We start from the raw sequence: 15,255 nt of genomic DNA, 5'->3' as shown, positions 1-15,255 counted from the left end.
GCCCCACGACCTCAGCGCACCCCCTCCCACAAGGCACGTTCGTCACCGCGCGGATCGGCCGCGACACCGCTGGAGGTGTCGAAGACCTGCGTGAGGCGGCTCTCGCGGTCGTACGGCGCCCAGCCCGGGTCACCCGTCTTCGCGAAGGCCACCCACGCTCCGTGCATGGCGTCCGCGAGGTCCTGCGGTGGCCGCTCGCCGAGCATCGGGGCGTACGACGGATCGTCGAGGCGGTCGAAGACGTAACCGAGTTCCGAGGCGTGGCAGGCGCCGAGCAGGCCGTCGCAGGCCGGGGAGCGCCGCGCGAACTCGTACACGTAGGAGCCGGGCACCGCCTCGGCCAGCCGCAGTGCCGGGATCCGGTAGAACCAGTCGGTGGTGACCGCGTCGAACAGTTCGCCCACGACCGCTCCGGGACGGCGCCGCTCATATACGGACAGCGCCTTGTCGGGATCCAGGCCGTACGCCGCCACGGTCGCCCGCAGCCGGTCCCGGCCCAGCGCGTTCAGCCGCCCGGTCGGCACCAGGAACAGCCGGTACTCCTCGCGGTTGCTGCCGGCCAGGATCTGCACACCGCACTCGGGGCCGGGCAGCGGCAGCGCGTCGAGGACCGGCTCGAACGGCATCATGTTGAGCGCCGCCTCGCCCCACAGGGCCGGATCGGGGCGGGCCCCGAGCTCGCCGCGCAGCTCGGCCTGGGCGGGCAGCAGGACGTCCAGGGGCACGGCCGCGAAGTCCTCGGCCTCCGGCCCGATGCCGAGCTTCCCGGCGAGCCTGGCGGTGATCAGGTCGGCCGAGGCGGGGCGCAGGAAGTGGTGGGCGGCGCCGCTCTGCAGGATCGCGCGCCGGAACAGCCCGCGGGCACGGGGCAGGGAGAGCAGGGCGCCGATGCTCATGGCACCCGCCGACTCGCCGAACACGGTCACCTGCCCGGGGTCACCACCGAACGCCGCGATGTTGTCGCGGACCCATTCGAGTGCGGCGATCTGATCGAGCAGGCCGCGGTTGTCGGGCCGCTCCGGCAGGCGCAGGAAACCGTCGGCGCCGAGCCGGTAGTTGATGCTGACGTAGACCACGCCGTCCCGCGCGAAGGTGCTGCCGTCGTAGGCGGACGCCGACCCCGAGCCATTGGCGAAGGCCCCTCCGTGGATCCACACCATCACCGGCAGGCCGTCGCCGGGGGCCGGGTGCGGCGTCCAGATGTTGAGGTTGAGGCAGTCCTCGCCCTGCGCCCCCTCGTCCGGGATGAGGGCGTCGAACGGCGGCGCGTACGGCGCCCTCGGCACGCTCGGTCCGTAGGAGAGGGCGTCGCGCACTCCGTCCCAGGAGGCGGCCGGCCCCGGGGCGCGGAAGCGTGCCTCCCCGAAGGGGGGCGCCGCGTACGGGACGCCGAGGAAGGCGGCCACGTCGTCGGTGACGAGGCGCCCGCGCACCGCGCCCTGGTGGGTCGTACGGATGATGGCTTCCATCAGGTTCGTGGGCCTTCCGAGAGGGTGGTGGGCGGGGCCGCGCGCGCCGCGTCCCCGGAACGTACGACAGGGACCGCCTGCCCGGGTCCCGGCACCGCAATCTCTCGTACCCCACCGCCGGGCCCGGCGTAAAGACCCCGCGCACCGCAGGTCGGCACGGGTGCGGGACCCGGGTGCGTCCCGCCCGGCCGCACGGTCGCCCGGGCGGGCTATCGGGCGGGCGCACCGGATGCCGGAAGCCCGGCCACGGGGCAGGCTGGCGACACTGACCGCCGCAGTCATGCCGTACAGACGAGGACCGCTCATGTCCGTGCCCGCGTCCCAGTCCCCCGCCCCGACGTCGTCGCGCCGCCGCCGCGCGAAGATCGCGGCCGGGGCCGCGCTGCTCATCGTCGCCACCACGGCCTGCTCCGCGCTCGGACGCACGGCCGTCGGCACCATCGCGTACCCGATCGGGCCCGAGACGGCCATCACCCTGACCAGCCCGAAGGTGACCGGCTGCCACCGGCTCCCGCCGTCCGGCGCGACCGAGGTCCGCAACAACACCCTGGTCGACATGGTCATGTACCGGACGCCCGACTGCACCGGCAAGGACTCGATCTACCTGGGCAGCCGGCTGACCAACAACATCGCGCCCAACACCAGGCCCTGGCGGAGCTACAGCTTCGTGCACTGAGCAGGCGCCGCGACTCCCGGGGCGCCCCGCCCGCCCGCTACAGCTCGAACCAGCCGTGGCCCACGTACCAGTGGCCGCCGTCCATGAGGTGGCCGACCACGGCGCGCTCCAGGCTGGTGCGCTGCGGGAGCTGCTCCGGCGCGCGTTCGGGATCGCCGAAGACGAAGCCGATGGGCTCGCTGTCCGCCGGCTCGTCCTCGGCGGGCCGGCCCTCGGCGCGGCCGGTACGGAACAGATCCTGGAAGCGGAGGATGTTGGACGTCGCCGGCAGATGGTCGCGCAGTTGCGGATCGAGCAGCCAGGAGTGGCAGGCGGCGACCCGGTAGCGCTCCTCGGGGAAGTGCCGTGCGAAGAACGCTCTGGCCCGGTCGATGGAGTCGGCACAGGCCTCGGGCGTCAACGGGCCCTGGAAGTCCGGGACATGAACGTCGAGGCAGCGCTCTCCCTGCGCGGCGTCCAGACCCGCGGCCCGCATCTCCCGGCTCGTCCGGCCGCCCAGCCGCGAGCGCTGGAACTGGAGCCGGCCCAGCTGATAGATCTCCCCGCGCAGGTGCAGCCGCAGCCATGCGGGCACGGACAGCCCGCCGTTCCCGTGCCGCCGGTGGTGCAGCGCGATGTGCCGGCCGAGGTCGGCGAGCGTACGGCGGGCGACGTCGTCCGGGATGCCGCGTTCCTGGTGGTAGGCGCGGGTGGACGGCAGCGCGGCGACCGCCACGAGCACGGGGAACCAGCGCCGCAGCGCGTCGGGCCCGTCGGGCGGGGCGGGCAGTTCCGGGTGGAGACCCACGGCCCCGATGTCCTGGACGAGGATCCGCGCCGACCGTTCGAGCAGCTCGCTCAGCTCGGGATCGGCGCGGACGCGGGCGGACAGGGAGGTCAGATCGTTGATGTCCTCGTGCGGGACGGCGAGGTCGAGCAGCGTCTCGGGAAGACCATCGAGGAGCGGCATGCGCGCCACCCTAACCATCCGGAGCGGGCGGTGCGGCGACATTTTTCGGCCCGGGGGCGGTTCGCGACGCGGTGGGGGCCGGGCACGGTCCGCGACGCTGCGGGGTACGGGGCGCGCCCGAGCGCTGTGGAGGTACGCGGGTACCGGCCACGCACCCAGGGGCGAAATGCGCCGGTATGCCCGCAAAGATACCCACGACGCGCTTTCAGCCCCCGCTCACCGGGTACACCCCTCGTAGAGCCCTGAAAGCGTAGAGCCCCGAAAGAGCCCCCTCGGGAGTTCTGAACAGCCACAGAGGCGATCGCCATGCCCATGCCGCGCACCGGAAACGAACCGATCACCGCCCGCAGCCCCCTGCGGATGCGGCTCTGGCTGAGCATCTGGGGTCTCATCTGGGCCCTCGGCGGCACCGTCGGCTTCGCGATCGAGGGGCGGCCCGGCTGGATGGCGGCCTGTGCGGCCCTGTCCGCCGTGATCGTGGTCGACCTGGTCATGATCGTCCGCCATATCCACCAGGGCCCGCACTACCAGCCCGGCCGCGACATCCCTCCGTACGAGCCGCCGCGGACGCGCCTGCCCTGAGCCAACGCCGTCCAGCGGAACCACGCCGTCCGGACGGGGCGAGGGCCGACCACTCCCCCGGTCCGCCCGGCTACTGCCCCGCCTCGTCCTCGAACCGCGCCGCCGCCAGGTACTCCGGCTTGGGGTCGAGGGCCGCGGCGAGCCGGAAGTGGCGCTTGGCCTGGTCGGGGTGGGCCTGGCGTTCGTAGGTGCGGGCCAGGGCGAAGTGCGCGAAGGCGTTGTCCGGTTCGCGCTCCAGGACGAGCTGGAACTCCAGCTCGGCCGACCGCAGTTGAGCCGCGGCGAAGAAGGCGCGGGCCCGCAGCAGGCGGGCCGCGGTGTTCTCGGGGTGGGCCGCGATGACCGAGTCGAGGAGCTTCACGGCACCACGCGGGTCACGTGCGGCCAGCAGGTGCTCGGCCGCGCGGAAGTCGATGACGTGCGTCTCGGGGGTGCTTTCGGCCACGTCCCTGTCCTTTCCCTCGCTGCGCGATGTCAACGCCATGCCCATCTCCGGTATTCCGTACGCCTACGGACACCGGCGCTCGCGCCGGGCGGCGTTCAGAGGGCCGCCAGGGTCGGGCCCGGCAACACCCGCACCTCGCTCGCCATCACGAACACCCGGCCCCCGACGGCGCGTTCACGCCCGAAGGCGATCACGGTGTGCGCATCGCCCGGTCGTCGGGCCGGCCGGAGACCGCGCGGCGTTCCCGCGCCTAGCGCCCCGCCCGCTCCACCAGCTGCGCCCACACCTTCCGCACCTGGGGCTCCAGCGCCTCCAGGGCGCCGTCGTTGTCGATGACGAGGTCGGCAACGGCTAGACGCTGGGCGCGGTCGGCCTGGGCGGACATGCGGGCGCGGGCCTCGTCGGGCGTCATGCCGCGCAGCCGCACGAGGCGGTCGAGCTGGGTCTGCGGGCTCGCGTCCACGACGACCACCAGGTCGTACAGCGCCGCCAGGCCGTTCTCGGTCAGCAGGGGGACGTCGTGGATCACCACGGAGTCCGCTCCCGCCGCCGCCTCCAGCTCGGCGGAGCGCGCCCCCACCAGCGGATGCACGATCCGGTTGAGGGTCGCGAGCCGGTCGGGGTCGGAGAAGACGATGTTGCCGAGACGCGGCCGGTCCAGGGTGCCGTCCGCGGACAGGACGTCCGGGCCGAACGCCTCGACCACGGCCGCCAGACCCGGCGTACCGGGCTCGACGACCTCCCGCGCGATCCTGTCCGCGTCGATCAGTACGGCTCCGTAGGAGACGAGCAGCCGTGACACTTCGCTCTTGCCGGCGCCGATACCGCCGGTCAGGCCCACCTTCAGCATGAGCGGAAGCTTAGGCCGCGCCCCCAGGGCGTGTCTTTCGGATCCTGCCTGGGGCGCGGGGGCCGGCACGACAGCTCGGCGGAACCGAACCGGCACGATCCGAAAGGCACGCCCTAGGCGTCGCCCTCCCGCTCGGCGAGGAAGCGCTCGAATTCACGGCCCAGCTCATCGGCGGAGGGCAGATCGGCCGGCTCGGCGACCAGGTTGCCGCGCGATTCCGCGCCGGCCACCGCGTCGTACTGGTGCTCAAGACCCTGCACCAGGCTCACCAGTTCCTCGTCGCCCTCGCCGATCTGCCGCTCGATCTCGGTCTGGGTGCGCTGGGCCTCAGTGCGCAGGCCGTGCGCAACACTGGGCAGCACCAGGCCGGTTGCGGCCGTGACCGCCTCCAGGGCGGTCAGCGCCGCGTCCGGGTAGGAGGAGCGCGCCACATAGTGCGGCACGTGCGCCGCGACGCCCAGGACGTCGTGGCCGGCCTCCATCAGGCGGTACTCGATCAGTGACTCGGCACTGCCGGGCACCTGCGCCTCGTCGAACGGCGAACGGTGCCCCGGCATCAGGTCCGTACGGTTGCCGTGCGGGGTGATGCCGACGGGACGGGTGTGCGGCACGCCCATGGGGATGCCGTGGAAGTTGACCGAGAGGCGCACCCCGAGGCGCTCGACGATCTGGCGGACGGCGAGCGCGAAGCGCTCCCACTCCACGTCCGGCTCGGGGCCCGACAGCAGCAGGAAGGGCGCCCCCGTGGCGTCCTGTACGAGGCGCACCTCAAGGGCGGGCACCTCGAAGTCCGTCCAGCGGTCGCGGCGGAACGTCAGCAGCGGGCGGCGGGCACGGTAGTCCACGAGCCGGTCGTGGTCGAAGCGGGCCACCACCTGGTGGGGCAGCGTGTCGAGCAGCTTCTCGACGATCTGCTCGCCGGTTTCGCCCGCGTCGATGTAGCCGTCGAAGTGGTACAGCATGACCAGACCGGCCGACTCCTGCGCGAGCGCCATGTCGACGACGGCGAGGCCCTTCGGCTCCCATTCGTACATACTCTGCGGATCCAGCACGATTACCGCTCCTCCTCGTGTTCATAGGGAAGAACGACCGCCGCGACCGGCGCATTCCCGCGCCCGCCGCTTTCCCCGAACCGGCGCCGCGGCGGGCCGAGTTGGGGCACCACATGGCGCAAGGCCCGCTCCCCCGAAGGGAAGCGGGCCTTGCGTTCAGCCGTCTACCAGCAGGGGCAGAGCGTCAGCTCTGACCACCGGCCAGCTTCTCGCGCAGGGCAGCCAGCGCCTCGTCCGACGCCAGGGCGCCGGAGTTGTCGTCCGACTCCGAGGAGTACGAACCGCCGGAGACGCCCGCCGGGGCACCGGCCGGAGCGGCAGCGCCCTCGGCAGCGGCGGCCTCGTCGGCCTCGCGGGACTTGATGACCTGGGCCTGGTGCTGCTCGAAGCGCGACTGCGCCTCGGCGTACTGGCCCTCCCACGCCTCGCGCTGGGTCTCGTAGCCCTCGAGCCAGTCGTTGGTCTCGGGGTCGAAGCCCTCGGGGTAGATGTAGTTGCCCTGGTCGTCGTAGGACGCGGCCATGCCGTACAGGGTCGGGTCGAACTCGACCGACGCCGGGTCGGCACCGAAGGACTCGTTGGCCTGCTTCAGGGACAGCGAGATCCGGCGACGCTCGAGGTCGATGTCGATGACCTTGACGAAGATCTCGTCGTTGACCTGGACGACCTGCTCCGGGATCTCCACGTGGCGCTCGGCCAGCTCGGAGATGTGGACCAGGCCCTCGATGCCCTCGTCGACGCGCACGAACGCACCGAACGGAACGAGCTTGGTGACCTTACCGGGGACGACCTGCCCGATCTGGTGCGTACGGGCGAACTGCTGCCACGGGTCTTCCTGCGTCGCCTTCAGCGACAGGGAGACACGCTCGCGGTCCATGTCGACGTCGAGGACCTCGACGGTGACTTCCTGGCCGACCTCGACAACCTCGGAGGGGTGGTCGATGTGCTTCCAGGACAGCTCGGAGACGTGGACGAGACCGTCGACGCCACCCAGGTCCACGAACGCACCGAAGTTGACGATCGAGGAGACGACGCCGGAGCGGACCTGACCCTTCTGCAGGGTGGTGAGGAACGTCTGGCGAACCTCGGACTGGGTCTGCTCGAGCCAGGCGCGGCGGGACAGGACCACGTTGTTGCGGTTCTTGTCCAGCTCGATGATCTTCGCCTCGAGCTCCTTGCCCACGTAGGGCTGGAGGTCGCGGACGCGGCGCATCTCGACGAGGGAGGCCGGCAGGAAGCCACGGAGGCCGATGTCGAGGATGAGACCACCCTTGACGACCTCGATGACGGTACCGGTGACGATCCCGTCCTCTTCCTTGATCTTCTCGATGGTGCCCCAGGCACGCTCGTACTGAGCGCGCTTCTTCGAGAGGATCAGGCGGCCTTCCTTGTCCTCCTTCTGGAGAACCAGGGCCTCGATCTCGTCGCCGACCTTGACGACCTCGTTCGGGTCGACGTCGTGCTTGATCGAGAGCTCGCGGCTCGGGATCACACCTTCGGTCTTGTAACCGATGTCGAGCAGGACCTCGTCCCGGTCGACCTTCACGATGACGCCGTCGACGATGTCGCCGTCGTTGAAGTACTTGATCGTCTCGTCGATCGCGGCGAGGAAGGCTTCCTCGTTACCGATGTCGTTGACCGCAACCTGCGGGGTGGTGGCGGTGGTCTCGGTGCTGCTCGTCATGTGGGAAAGGGCTCCGGTTACGGACAGAAAGTCGTAGGTACTGCCACGCCGAGAGCCCGTATCGCCTCTGCAGAAGCCGGACAGCCTGGGAAGCGCCGATCCGGGTCGGTCCGGATGGCGCCTCGACAACCGAGGGGACATACAACAGATGGAAGCGCGCCTGCTACGTCTGAGGTGCGCAGGCTCGCAGCGCAACTTGTAGCATACGGGGGCAGCCGGACAGGGTCAATGCGCGAAGGCGCACACCCGGGGCGGATCCCCGCATTCCCGGCACAACTAAGGTTCCCCGAGGCCACGATGGGCCCCGCAGACCTCTTTCGAGAAGCCTCGGAAACGCGAGGTCGCGTTCCGCGCAAACTACAACGACGGACACGATGAGCCAAGAGATCCAAGCGTACGAGTCCGAGAACGGCCACGGTCCGGAGCCCGAGGCGACCCGGCGTACCGCCGGGGACACGGAGAGCAGCCGGGCCAGCCGCGGCTGGTGGGACCGCAACGCCGACGAGTACCAGAGCGACCACGGCACCTTCCTCGGTGACGACCGTTTCGTCTGGGGGCCCGAGGGGCTCGACGAGGCGGACGCGCGGCTGCTCGGTCCGGCCGGGTCGCTCGCCGGCCTCGACGTCCTGGAGATCGGCGCCGGCGCCGCCCAGTGCTCGCGCTGGCTGGCCGCCCAGGGCGCCCGCCCGGTGGCCCTCGACCTCTCGCACCGCCAGCTCCAGCACGCCCTGCGCATCGACGGCGGCACGTTTCCGCTGATCGAGGCGGACGCCGGCGCCCTGCCCTTCGCGGACGGCTCCTTCGACCTGGCGTGCTCGGCCTATGGTGCGGTCCCGTTCGTGGCCGACCCGGTGAAGGTGTTCCGCGAGGTGCGCCGGGTGCTGCGGCCCGGAGGCCGCTGGATCTTCTCCGTCACCCACCCCGTCCGCTGGGCCTTCCCCGACGAGCCGGGCCCCGAGGGCCTGTCCGTCGCCGCCTCCTACTTCGACCGCACTCCCTATGTCGAGCAGGACGAGAACGGCGACGCCGTCTACGTGGAGCACCACCGCACCCTCGGCGACCGGGTACGGGACGTGGTGGCCGGCGGCTTCCGTCTCGTGGACCTGGTCGAGCCCGAGTGGCCGGCGTGGAACACCCAGGAGTGGGGCGGCTGGTCCCCGCTGCGCGGCAACCTGATCCCCGGCACGGCGATCTTCGTGTGCGTGCGGGACTGATCCCGGTGCGGGGCCGGGCCGGGGTTCCGCTCCGGGTCCGCGCCATCCCGGACCGCGACCGTGATCGGGATCGGGATCGGGATCGGGATCGTGCCGCGCCCGGTCGCATTGGTCGTACAAGCCCACCGGGCCTGTGGACGGAGCGGCACACGGCGCGGCGGGACGTACGACACTGAGCGCATGATCCGAACCGCCGCACTCGACGCCCTCCCCGTACGCGAGGCCGTGCCCGAGCTGCTCACCGCGCTCGACGGGCACGGCACCGCGGTGCTGTGCGCCCCGCCCGGCACCGGCAAGACCACCCTCGTGCCGCTCGTCCTCGCGGGGCTCGTCGGGGGCGGCCCGGTGCGGCGGGTCATAGTCGCCGAGCCGCGCCGGATCGCGGCCCGGGCGGCCGCGCGCCGGATGGCCTGGCTGCTGGGTGAGCGGACCGGTGAGCGGGTCGGCTTCACCGTGCGCGGCGAGCGGTCCGTCGGCGCCGGCACCGTCGTCGAGGTCGTCACCACCGGTGTGCTGCTCCAACGCCTGCAGCGTGACCAGGAGTTGAGCGGGGTCGACGTCGTGGTGCTGGACGAGTGCCACGAGCGCCATCTCGACGCGGACACCGTCGCGGCCTTCCTCCTCGACGTGCGGGCGGCGCTGCGGCCCGAGCTGCGCCTGGTGGCCGCCTCGGCGACGACGGACGCCGAGGGCTGGGCCCGGCTGCTCGGGAACGCGCCGGTCGTCGAGGCGGCCGGGGTCGCCCACCCCGTGGAGGTGGTGTGGGCGCCACCGCCCCGCCCGGTCCGGCCGCCGCACGGCATGCGGGTGGATCCGGCGCTGCTGGGCCACGTGGCCGCCACCGTGCGCCGTGCCCTGTCCGAGCGGGACGGCGATGTGCTGTGCTTCCTGCCGGGCGTGGGTGAAATCGCCCGTGTGGCAGGGCAGTTGGGGGCCCCGGCCGGTGTCGAGGTGCTCCAGGTGCACGGGCGGGCCCCGGCCGCGGTGCAGGACGCGGTGCTCGCCGGGTCGCAGGGACGGCGGGTGGTGCTCGCCACCTCGGTCGCCGAGTCGTCCCTGACGGTGCCGGGCGTGCGGGTGGTGGTGGACTGCGGGCTGGCCCGCGAACCCCGGGTCGACCATGCCCGGGGCCTGGGCGCGCTGACGACGGTACGGGCCTCGCGGGCCGCGGCCCGCCAGCGCGCGGGCCGGGCCGGGCGCGAGGCTCCGGGTGCGGTCTACCGGTGCTGGGCCGAGGCCGAGAACGGCCGGCTGCCGCGCTTTCCCGCGCCCGAGATCAAGGTCGCCGATCTGGCCGCCTTCGCCCTGCAGGCCGCCTGTTGGGGCGACCCGACGGCCGAGGGGCTCGCCCTGCTCGACGCCCCGCCGGCCGGGGCGATGGCCGCGGCCCGGGCGGTGCTGACCGCGGTCGGCGCGGTGGACGGGGAGGGCCGCGCCACCGTCCGGGGCGCCCGGATGGCCCGGCTCGGCCTGCACCCCCGGCTCGCCCGGGCCCTGGTCGACGGCGCCGCCGAGGTCGGGGCCCGGCGGGCCGCCGAGGTGGTGGCCCTGCTCAGTGAGGAACCACCGCGTGAGTACGGGGACGACCTCGCGGCGGCCTGGCGCGCCGCGCGCCGGGGCGGAGACGGATACGCGGGGCGCTGGCTCCAGGAGGTCCGGCGCCTGACCTCCTCCGCCGGGGGCGGTGCGGGAGACGGGCGCGCGGGTCGGGCCGGGGACGAGGGCGGTTCCGGGGGCGGCACGGAGAGCGGGCCTGCGGGCCGGGCCGGGGGCGGGGGCGGTTCTGGGAGCGCGGGCAGGCCCGGGGGTGGCGCGCGGGGCGGGTCCGACGAGGCCGTCGCGGGGCTCGTCGCGGCCCTGGCGTTTCCCGAACGGGTGGCGCGGGCGCGCGGCGGCAGCTCCTTCCTCATGGCGTCCGGCACCGGCGCCGAGGTGACCGCGGGCTCCGGGCTCGGCACGTCCGGCTGGCTGGCGGTGGCCGTGGCGGACCGGCCGGTGCAGGCGGCGTCCGCGCGCGTCCGGCTCGCCGCGGTCATCGACGAGGACACCGCCCGGGCCGCGGCGGGGCATCTGCTGGCCGAGGGCGAGGAGGTGCACTGGGAGGACGGGGACGTGGTGGCCCGCCGGGTCGCCAGGCTCGGCGCGGTCGAGCTGTCCGTACGCCCGCTCAGAAGCCCCGACCCCGCGCTCGTACGGGACGCCCTGCTCGACGGTCTCGCGCGGGACGGGCTCGGTCTGCTGCGCTGGACCAGGGACGCGCAGCACCTGCGCGAACGGCTCGCCTTCCTGCACCGGGTGCTCGGGCCCCCCTGGCCGGAGGTCTCGGACGCGGCGCTGCTCGCCCGGCCCGACGCCTGGCTGGAGCCCGAACTGTCACGGGCCCGGCGCCGGGCCGACCTCGGCCGCATCGAGGCGGGGGCCGCGCTGCGCAGGCTGCTGCCGTGGGCGACCGGGGAGGCGGCCCGGCTCGACGAGCTGGCGCCGGAACGCATCGAGGTGCCGAGCGGGTCGCGGATACGGGTGGAGTACGGGGGTGAACAGCCGGTCCTCGCCGTCAAGTTGCAGGAGATGTTCGGCCTGGACGGCACACCGGAGGTGGCCGGTGTGCCGGTGCTCGTCCATCTGCTCTCCCCCGCGGGCCGGCCCGCCGCCGTCACCGCCGATCTGGCGAGCTTCTGGCGCGAGGGGTACCGGTCCGTGCGGGCCGAGCTGCGCGGCCGCTATCCCAAGCACCCCTGGCCCGAGGACCCGGCGCAGGCGCGGGCGACGCGGTTCACCAAGGCGCGGGCCGAGCGGTAGCAGTGGCCGGGGGTCACGGTGGCCGGCGGTCGCAGTGGCCGACGGCAGCGGTGGCTCGCGGTGGCCGGCAGCGGCAGTGGCCGGCAGCGGCGGTGGCTTGGATAGCGCTCGGCAGCAGAGCGGTCCGCGGTTCAGGCGACGACGGGTTCGAGCCGTTCGGTGACGGCCGGCGGCGGGTCGCCGGGGCGCCGGCCGCGCGCCTCCAGCCAGAGCGCGAGGGCGAGCAGGACGAGACCGAGGCCGAGGAAGCCCCAGGGGAGATAGGAGGTGAGCAGCAGGATCAGGACGCGGTTCTTCTTGACGAGGTCGACGGTGTGCTCGATGTAGTCGGCGCGCATCTTGACGTCGCCGGCGAACACGGTCACCTTGTCGCGGCCGCCGAGGAGGGTGCCGCCGCGCATCTCCTCCTGGTTGACCTCCTCACCGTTGACGGGGGCGCCGGTCACCGGGTCGATCCAGAACTTGCGGGTGGTGGTGTACCAGAGGGAGGTGCCGGTGGACTTCTCCAGGGTGCTGGAGTCGATGCCGGGCAGCGGCATCTTCTTCGGATACGCCACCTTGGTCCAGGGGATGGTCTGCTCGAAGTAGTACACGTCGAGGCCGTGGAACCGCTGGGTGCCCCGGTAGTGGATGGGCGCCGAGGTGCGGGCCTGGAAGTCGAAGTACTCGTAGTCCCGCTTCTCGGTCAGGAAGGGCCACTTGAACTCGATGCCCCTGCGCTGCACGGGGTCGCCGTCGACCATCTCGCCGGTGGCGTGCACGGGCGCCTGGCTGTGGGCGTCGAAGATGTAGCGCTCGGGTATCTGGGAGACCATCTTGCCGTCGGGCCCCTGGATGTAGGAGAGGGTGTCCCACACCACCACGTCGCGGCCCGCGCTCTTCCCGATCTCCTTGGCGGCCTCGACGTTGCCCTTGAGCGTCTGGACGACGGTGACCTTGGGGACCGTCTTCGACTGCATCGTGGAGTAGTCGATGAGGGTGGCGTTCTTCGCTTCGAGCACCGCCTCCTGGTACTGGCTCGGCGGGATCTTCGCCAGGCGCGGGAAGGCGTACCAGCGCAGCAGCGGGGACAGCGCGCCGAAGAACACGGCGAGGGCGAGCAGGACGAGACCGGCTTTGCGTCGCATGGGCCTGCTCTCCCTCACTTCGTCTGGGTGATCTGCCCCGGGGCACTGGGCACGGTGGTCAGCAGCGGCTTCGGCGAGGTCGTGCCGTCGGGTGCGCCGATGGCCGAGACCGTCAGGACGAGGGCGAGGGCGGCGACAAGACCGATCGCGGCGGCTGTCAGGGCACGCATGCTCGGCCTCCGGAAGCTGATGGGTCGTCAGGAGTGGGCACCGTAGCAACGCCCGGCCGAGATGAGAACACGTCGAACAGCCCCTTCGCCGTCGCACGGCGAAGGGGCTGCTGAGGAGAACGGAACCGGGGCGCCTCAGGAGGCGGCGGCCACCGTGAGTTCGAGGGTGAGCGTGCCGCCGCCCTCGGTGGTGAGACGGATCAGGAAGGTGCCGCTCTGGCCGTCCGCGTACATCTTCGGCAGGACCAGCACGCCGTTCGCGTCGGTCTTCAGGTCCTTCAGCTCGCGGACCGGGTTGTTCTTGGCGTCCTTGAAGTACGGGCCCTTGTCGTTGGTCCGGGGCGCGGCCTTCGGGTCGGCGCCGGCCGCCGGGGTGGCGACCATGGTGGCGGTGGCGGCGACACCGGAGGCGACGGCGCCCTGGTAGGTCGCCTTCACGGACACCTGGTGGGCGAACTCGCCGTTGGGCGCGGCCGTCAGCGCCTTGTCGTCGGCGCGGACCAGCTTGTCGGCCTGCCGGGCGACGACGGTCGCCTTCCAGTCCAGGGCGGCGAGCGACGGACCGGCGAGGGAGGCCCGCACGCTGAACGTGCCGGTCTTCTCACCCGCCGTGAGGGCCGGGGCCACGGCCGAGCCGTCGGCCGCGGTGGGCACGGTCACCGAGGTGGCGCCCTTGGCGAAGCGGGTGTCGGTGTCGCCGACGATCTCGAACCGCACCGCGACCTTCGCCATCGCCTTGCCGGACGCGTCCTTGACGCGCGCCGTCGGCTGCTCGCTGAACGCACCGCCCGCGAACGCCGTCAGCTCCTTGGCCCCGGTGTTCTCGAACGCGGCGGGCCGCTGCACGGGCGTCGGGGTCGCGTCGCCGCCGGGCTTGGCGGGCGGCACCGTGGGCTTGGCCGGCGGGGCGGGCGGAGTCGGCTTGGACTGCGGCTTCTTGCTGGGCGGCGGCGTCGGGGTGACCGGCGGCCGCGGGACGTACGTCGGGCCGGCGGGCGGCGGGGTGCTGCGGTGGCTGGGCAGCGAGCCCGTTCCGTCGGGGATCTCGTGGGTGCCGCGCCGGTAGAAGTCGAACCACGTGGTGACGGTGGTCAGGTACTCCTGCGACTGGTTGTAGCTCAGGATCGCCCTGTCCAGGTCGGCCTTCACCGCGACGTCGCGGCCGTTCCCGCACAGGTAGAACCCGGCCGCCAGAGCGGCGTCGTAGACGTTGTTGGGATCCTTGACGCCGTCGCCGTTGCCGTCCCGGCCCGAGGAGGCCCAGGTCGACGGGATGAACTGCATGGGGCCGACCGCGCGGTCGTGCACCTTGTCGCCGTCGTAGGCGCCGCCGTCGGTGTCGGTGATGTTCGCGAACCCGGCGCCGTTGAGCACCGGGCCGAGGATCGGGGTGAGCGTGGTGCCGTTGACGTCGACCCGGCCACCATTGGCGTGGCCCGACTCGACCTTGCCGATGCCGCCGAGCAGTTGCCAGGGGAGGTGGCAGCCCGGCCGGTCCGTGGCGAGCGTGGCCTGCGCCTTCTTGTACGCGTCGAGCACGGTGGCCGGTATGCCCTGCTGGTCACCACCGGGCAGCGTGCCGGTCGACGCGTTCGGCGGCGGTGTCGGGGACACGAGCGGCGGAAGGTCGGTGTAGTACGGGGAGTTGCCGGAGGCCGGGGCGTCCGGGCTCGGCGTGGGCGTGGGCGTCACATCGGACGCCGACTGGTCGCTCGGGCTGCTCGCGTGCACGACTCCCGGCGCCTGCGACGCGGACAGCGCCGCCACCGCCAGCGCGGCCACCGCCGTGGTGCCCGCTCCCTTGCGCAGTCGTCGGCCCATGTGCGGTGCCATACGTCAAGTCCCTCCCCGTGTTCGGCTGTCCGCGCTCCCCAGCGCCGGACTCAGGTGACCCTACGGCACCCGCTCGCGCGATGGCACCGCGGGAGTACCGGTTTTCACTGATTCGCCACGTGTGCGGCGCGGCCCGTCATGCGCACGACGGGTCCGCATACCGAACCCCGTCGAGCGCCGAGGGGCAAGGGCCGTGCGCCGCCCGAACGCCGAAATCGGCCATCCGATCTCTGTCAGCCGTCGGGCGTCAGCCGTCGGGCGTCAGCCGTCGGGCGTCAGCCGTCGGGCGTCAGCCGTCGGGCGTCAGCCGTCGGGCGTCAGCCGTCGGGCGTCAGCTGTCAGGCGTCACTCCCCCACCCAACAGCCCCCGCCTAACGGCCGACTAACGCCCCCCTACGGCACCAC

Annotated in this window: 13 protein-coding genes; 4 read left to right on the top strand and 9 right to left on the bottom strand. The window is 72.8% G+C overall.

Annotation, left to right across the window (positions count from 1 at the left end; genetic code table 11):
• Positions 1 to 11 precede the first annotated feature (11 nt).
• Entirely contained in the window at positions 12 to 1,469 is a 1,458-nt protein-coding gene (locus ACGF3I_RS28815; protein ID WP_393137020.1) for a carboxylesterase/lipase family protein, read from the bottom strand.
• A 304-nt stretch (positions 1,470 to 1,773) separates the two neighbouring features.
• On the opposite strand from ACGF3I_RS28815, the gene ACGF3I_RS28810 reads away from it, so the two are divergent.
• Entirely contained in the window at positions 1,774 to 2,145 is a 372-nt protein-coding gene (locus tag ACGF3I_RS28810; protein WP_393137018.1) for a hypothetical protein, read from the top strand.
• Between the two features lie 37 nt (positions 2,146 to 2,182).
• Here ACGF3I_RS28810 and ACGF3I_RS28805 read toward each other — a convergent pair whose 3' ends face one another.
• On the bottom strand, positions 2,183 to 3,094 hold the full coding sequence (locus tag ACGF3I_RS28805) for an acyltransferase domain-containing protein (protein ID WP_393137016.1): 912 nt from the start codon (positions 3,092 to 3,094) through the stop codon (positions 2,183 to 2,185).
• 306 nt (positions 3,095 to 3,400) lie between these two features.
• Between ACGF3I_RS28805 and ACGF3I_RS28800 the strand changes: the two genes are divergently transcribed.
• Positions 3,401 to 3,676, top strand: a complete 276-nt coding sequence (locus tag ACGF3I_RS28800) for a DUF6343 family protein (protein ID WP_393137014.1) — start codon at positions 3,401 to 3,403, stop codon at positions 3,674 to 3,676.
• A 70-nt stretch (positions 3,677 to 3,746) separates the two neighbouring features.
• On the opposite strand, the gene ACGF3I_RS28795 is transcribed toward ACGF3I_RS28800, so the two are convergent.
• The 4 genes from ACGF3I_RS28795 to rpsA form a co-directional block, all read right to left on the bottom strand.
• Positions 3,747 to 4,160: a tetratricopeptide repeat protein gene (locus tag ACGF3I_RS28795; RefSeq protein ID WP_393137012.1), complete on the bottom strand. Its 414-nt coding sequence runs from the start codon at positions 4,158 to 4,160 to the stop codon at positions 3,747 to 3,749.
• 211 nt (positions 4,161 to 4,371) lie between these two features.
• The gene (gene coaE, locus ACGF3I_RS28790) at positions 4,372 to 4,971 is read right to left on the bottom strand and encodes a dephospho-CoA kinase (RefSeq protein ID WP_393137010.1); all 600 of its coding nucleotides are present in this window, start codon (positions 4,969 to 4,971) and stop codon (positions 4,372 to 4,374) included.
• Positions 4,972 to 5,084: 113 nt separating this feature from the next.
• Positions 5,085 to 6,023 (bottom strand): PAC2 family protein, encoded by a 939-nt coding sequence (locus ACGF3I_RS28785; protein WP_393137008.1) that lies wholly within the window; start codon positions 6,021 to 6,023, stop codon positions 5,085 to 5,087.
• A gap of 184 nt (positions 6,024 to 6,207) precedes the next feature.
• A complete protein-coding gene (gene rpsA, locus ACGF3I_RS28780) occupies positions 6,208 to 7,707 on the bottom strand; it encodes a 30S ribosomal protein S1 (protein ID WP_100574468.1) in 1,500 nt (499 codons plus the stop codon).
• A gap of 374 nt (positions 7,708 to 8,081) precedes the next feature.
• Here rpsA and ACGF3I_RS28775 point away from each other — a divergent pair, with 374 nt between their 5' ends.
• Both ACGF3I_RS28775 and ACGF3I_RS28770 read left to right on the top strand, forming a co-directional pair.
• A complete protein-coding gene (locus tag ACGF3I_RS28775; RefSeq protein ID WP_393137006.1) occupies positions 8,082 to 8,921 on the top strand; it encodes a class I SAM-dependent methyltransferase in 840 nt (279 codons plus the stop codon).
• 180 nt (positions 8,922 to 9,101) lie between these two features.
• A complete protein-coding gene (locus ACGF3I_RS28770; RefSeq protein ID WP_393137004.1) occupies positions 9,102 to 11,720 on the top strand; it encodes an ATP-dependent RNA helicase in 2,619 nt (872 codons plus the stop codon).
• Between the two features lie 131 nt (positions 11,721 to 11,851).
• Here the strand turns inward: ACGF3I_RS28770 and ACGF3I_RS28765 are convergent, their stop codons facing one another.
• The 3 genes from ACGF3I_RS28765 to ACGF3I_RS28755 form a co-directional block, all read right to left on the bottom strand.
• Entirely contained in the window at positions 11,852 to 12,847 is a 996-nt protein-coding gene (locus tag ACGF3I_RS28765) for a DUF3068 domain-containing protein (protein WP_393137002.1), read from the bottom strand.
• A gap of 14 nt (positions 12,848 to 12,861) precedes the next feature.
• The gene (locus tag ACGF3I_RS28760; RefSeq protein ID WP_393137000.1) at positions 12,862 to 13,017 is read right to left on the bottom strand and encodes an SPW_0924 family protein; all 156 of its coding nucleotides are present in this window, start codon (positions 13,015 to 13,017) and stop codon (positions 12,862 to 12,864) included.
• A gap of 135 nt (positions 13,018 to 13,152) precedes the next feature.
• Entirely contained in the window at positions 13,153 to 14,850 is a 1,698-nt protein-coding gene (locus tag ACGF3I_RS28755) for a lytic transglycosylase domain-containing protein (RefSeq protein WP_393136998.1), read from the bottom strand.
• Positions 14,851 to 15,255: the final 405 nt, after the last annotated feature.

The sequence above is a fragment of the Streptomyces sp. NPDC048111 genome, assembly GCF_043202815.1.
Classification (GTDB): domain Bacteria; phylum Actinomycetota; class Actinomycetes; order Streptomycetales; family Streptomycetaceae; genus Streptomyces.
The sequence above is the reverse complement of the archived record's forward strand: the minus strand, read 5'-3'. Positions and strand labels throughout refer to the sequence as shown.

Excerpts from the sequence above, each read along its gene's own strand:
- ACGF3I_RS28815 (WP_393137020.1), bottom strand. The coding sequence starts at position 1,469 with ATGGAAGCCATCATCCGTACGACCCACCAGGGCGCGGTGCGCGGGCGC.
- ACGF3I_RS28810 (WP_393137018.1), top strand. The coding sequence starts at position 1,774 with ATGTCCGTGCCCGCGTCCCAGTCCCCCGCCCCGACGTCGTCGCGCCGC.
- ACGF3I_RS28805 (WP_393137016.1), bottom strand. The coding sequence starts at position 3,094 with ATGCCGCTCCTCGATGGTCTTCCCGAGACGCTGCTCGACCTCGCCGTC.
- ACGF3I_RS28800 (WP_393137014.1), top strand. The coding sequence starts at position 3,401 with ATGCCCATGCCGCGCACCGGAAACGAACCGATCACCGCCCGCAGCCCC.
- ACGF3I_RS28795 (WP_393137012.1), bottom strand. The coding sequence starts at position 4,160 with ATGGCGTTGACATCGCGCAGCGAGGGAAAGGACAGGGACGTGGCCGAA.
- coaE (WP_393137010.1), bottom strand. The coding sequence starts at position 4,971 with ATGCTGAAGGTGGGCCTGACCGGCGGTATCGGCGCCGGCAAGAGCGAA.
- rpsA (WP_100574468.1), bottom strand. The coding sequence starts at position 7,707 with ATGACGAGCAGCACCGAGACCACCGCCACCACCCCGCAGGTTGCGGTC.
- ACGF3I_RS28775 (WP_393137006.1), top strand. The coding sequence starts at position 8,082 with ATGAGCCAAGAGATCCAAGCGTACGAGTCCGAGAACGGCCACGGTCCG.
- ACGF3I_RS28770 (WP_393137004.1), top strand. The coding sequence starts at position 9,102 with ATGATCCGAACCGCCGCACTCGACGCCCTCCCCGTACGCGAGGCCGTG.
- ACGF3I_RS28765 (WP_393137002.1), bottom strand. The coding sequence starts at position 12,847 with ATGCGACGCAAAGCCGGTCTCGTCCTGCTCGCCCTCGCCGTGTTCTTC.
- ACGF3I_RS28760 (WP_393137000.1), bottom strand. The coding sequence starts at position 13,017 with ATGCGTGCCCTGACAGCCGCCGCGATCGGTCTTGTCGCCGCCCTCGCC.
- ACGF3I_RS28755 (WP_393136998.1), bottom strand. The coding sequence starts at position 14,850 with ATGGCACCGCACATGGGCCGACGACTGCGCAAGGGAGCGGGCACCACG.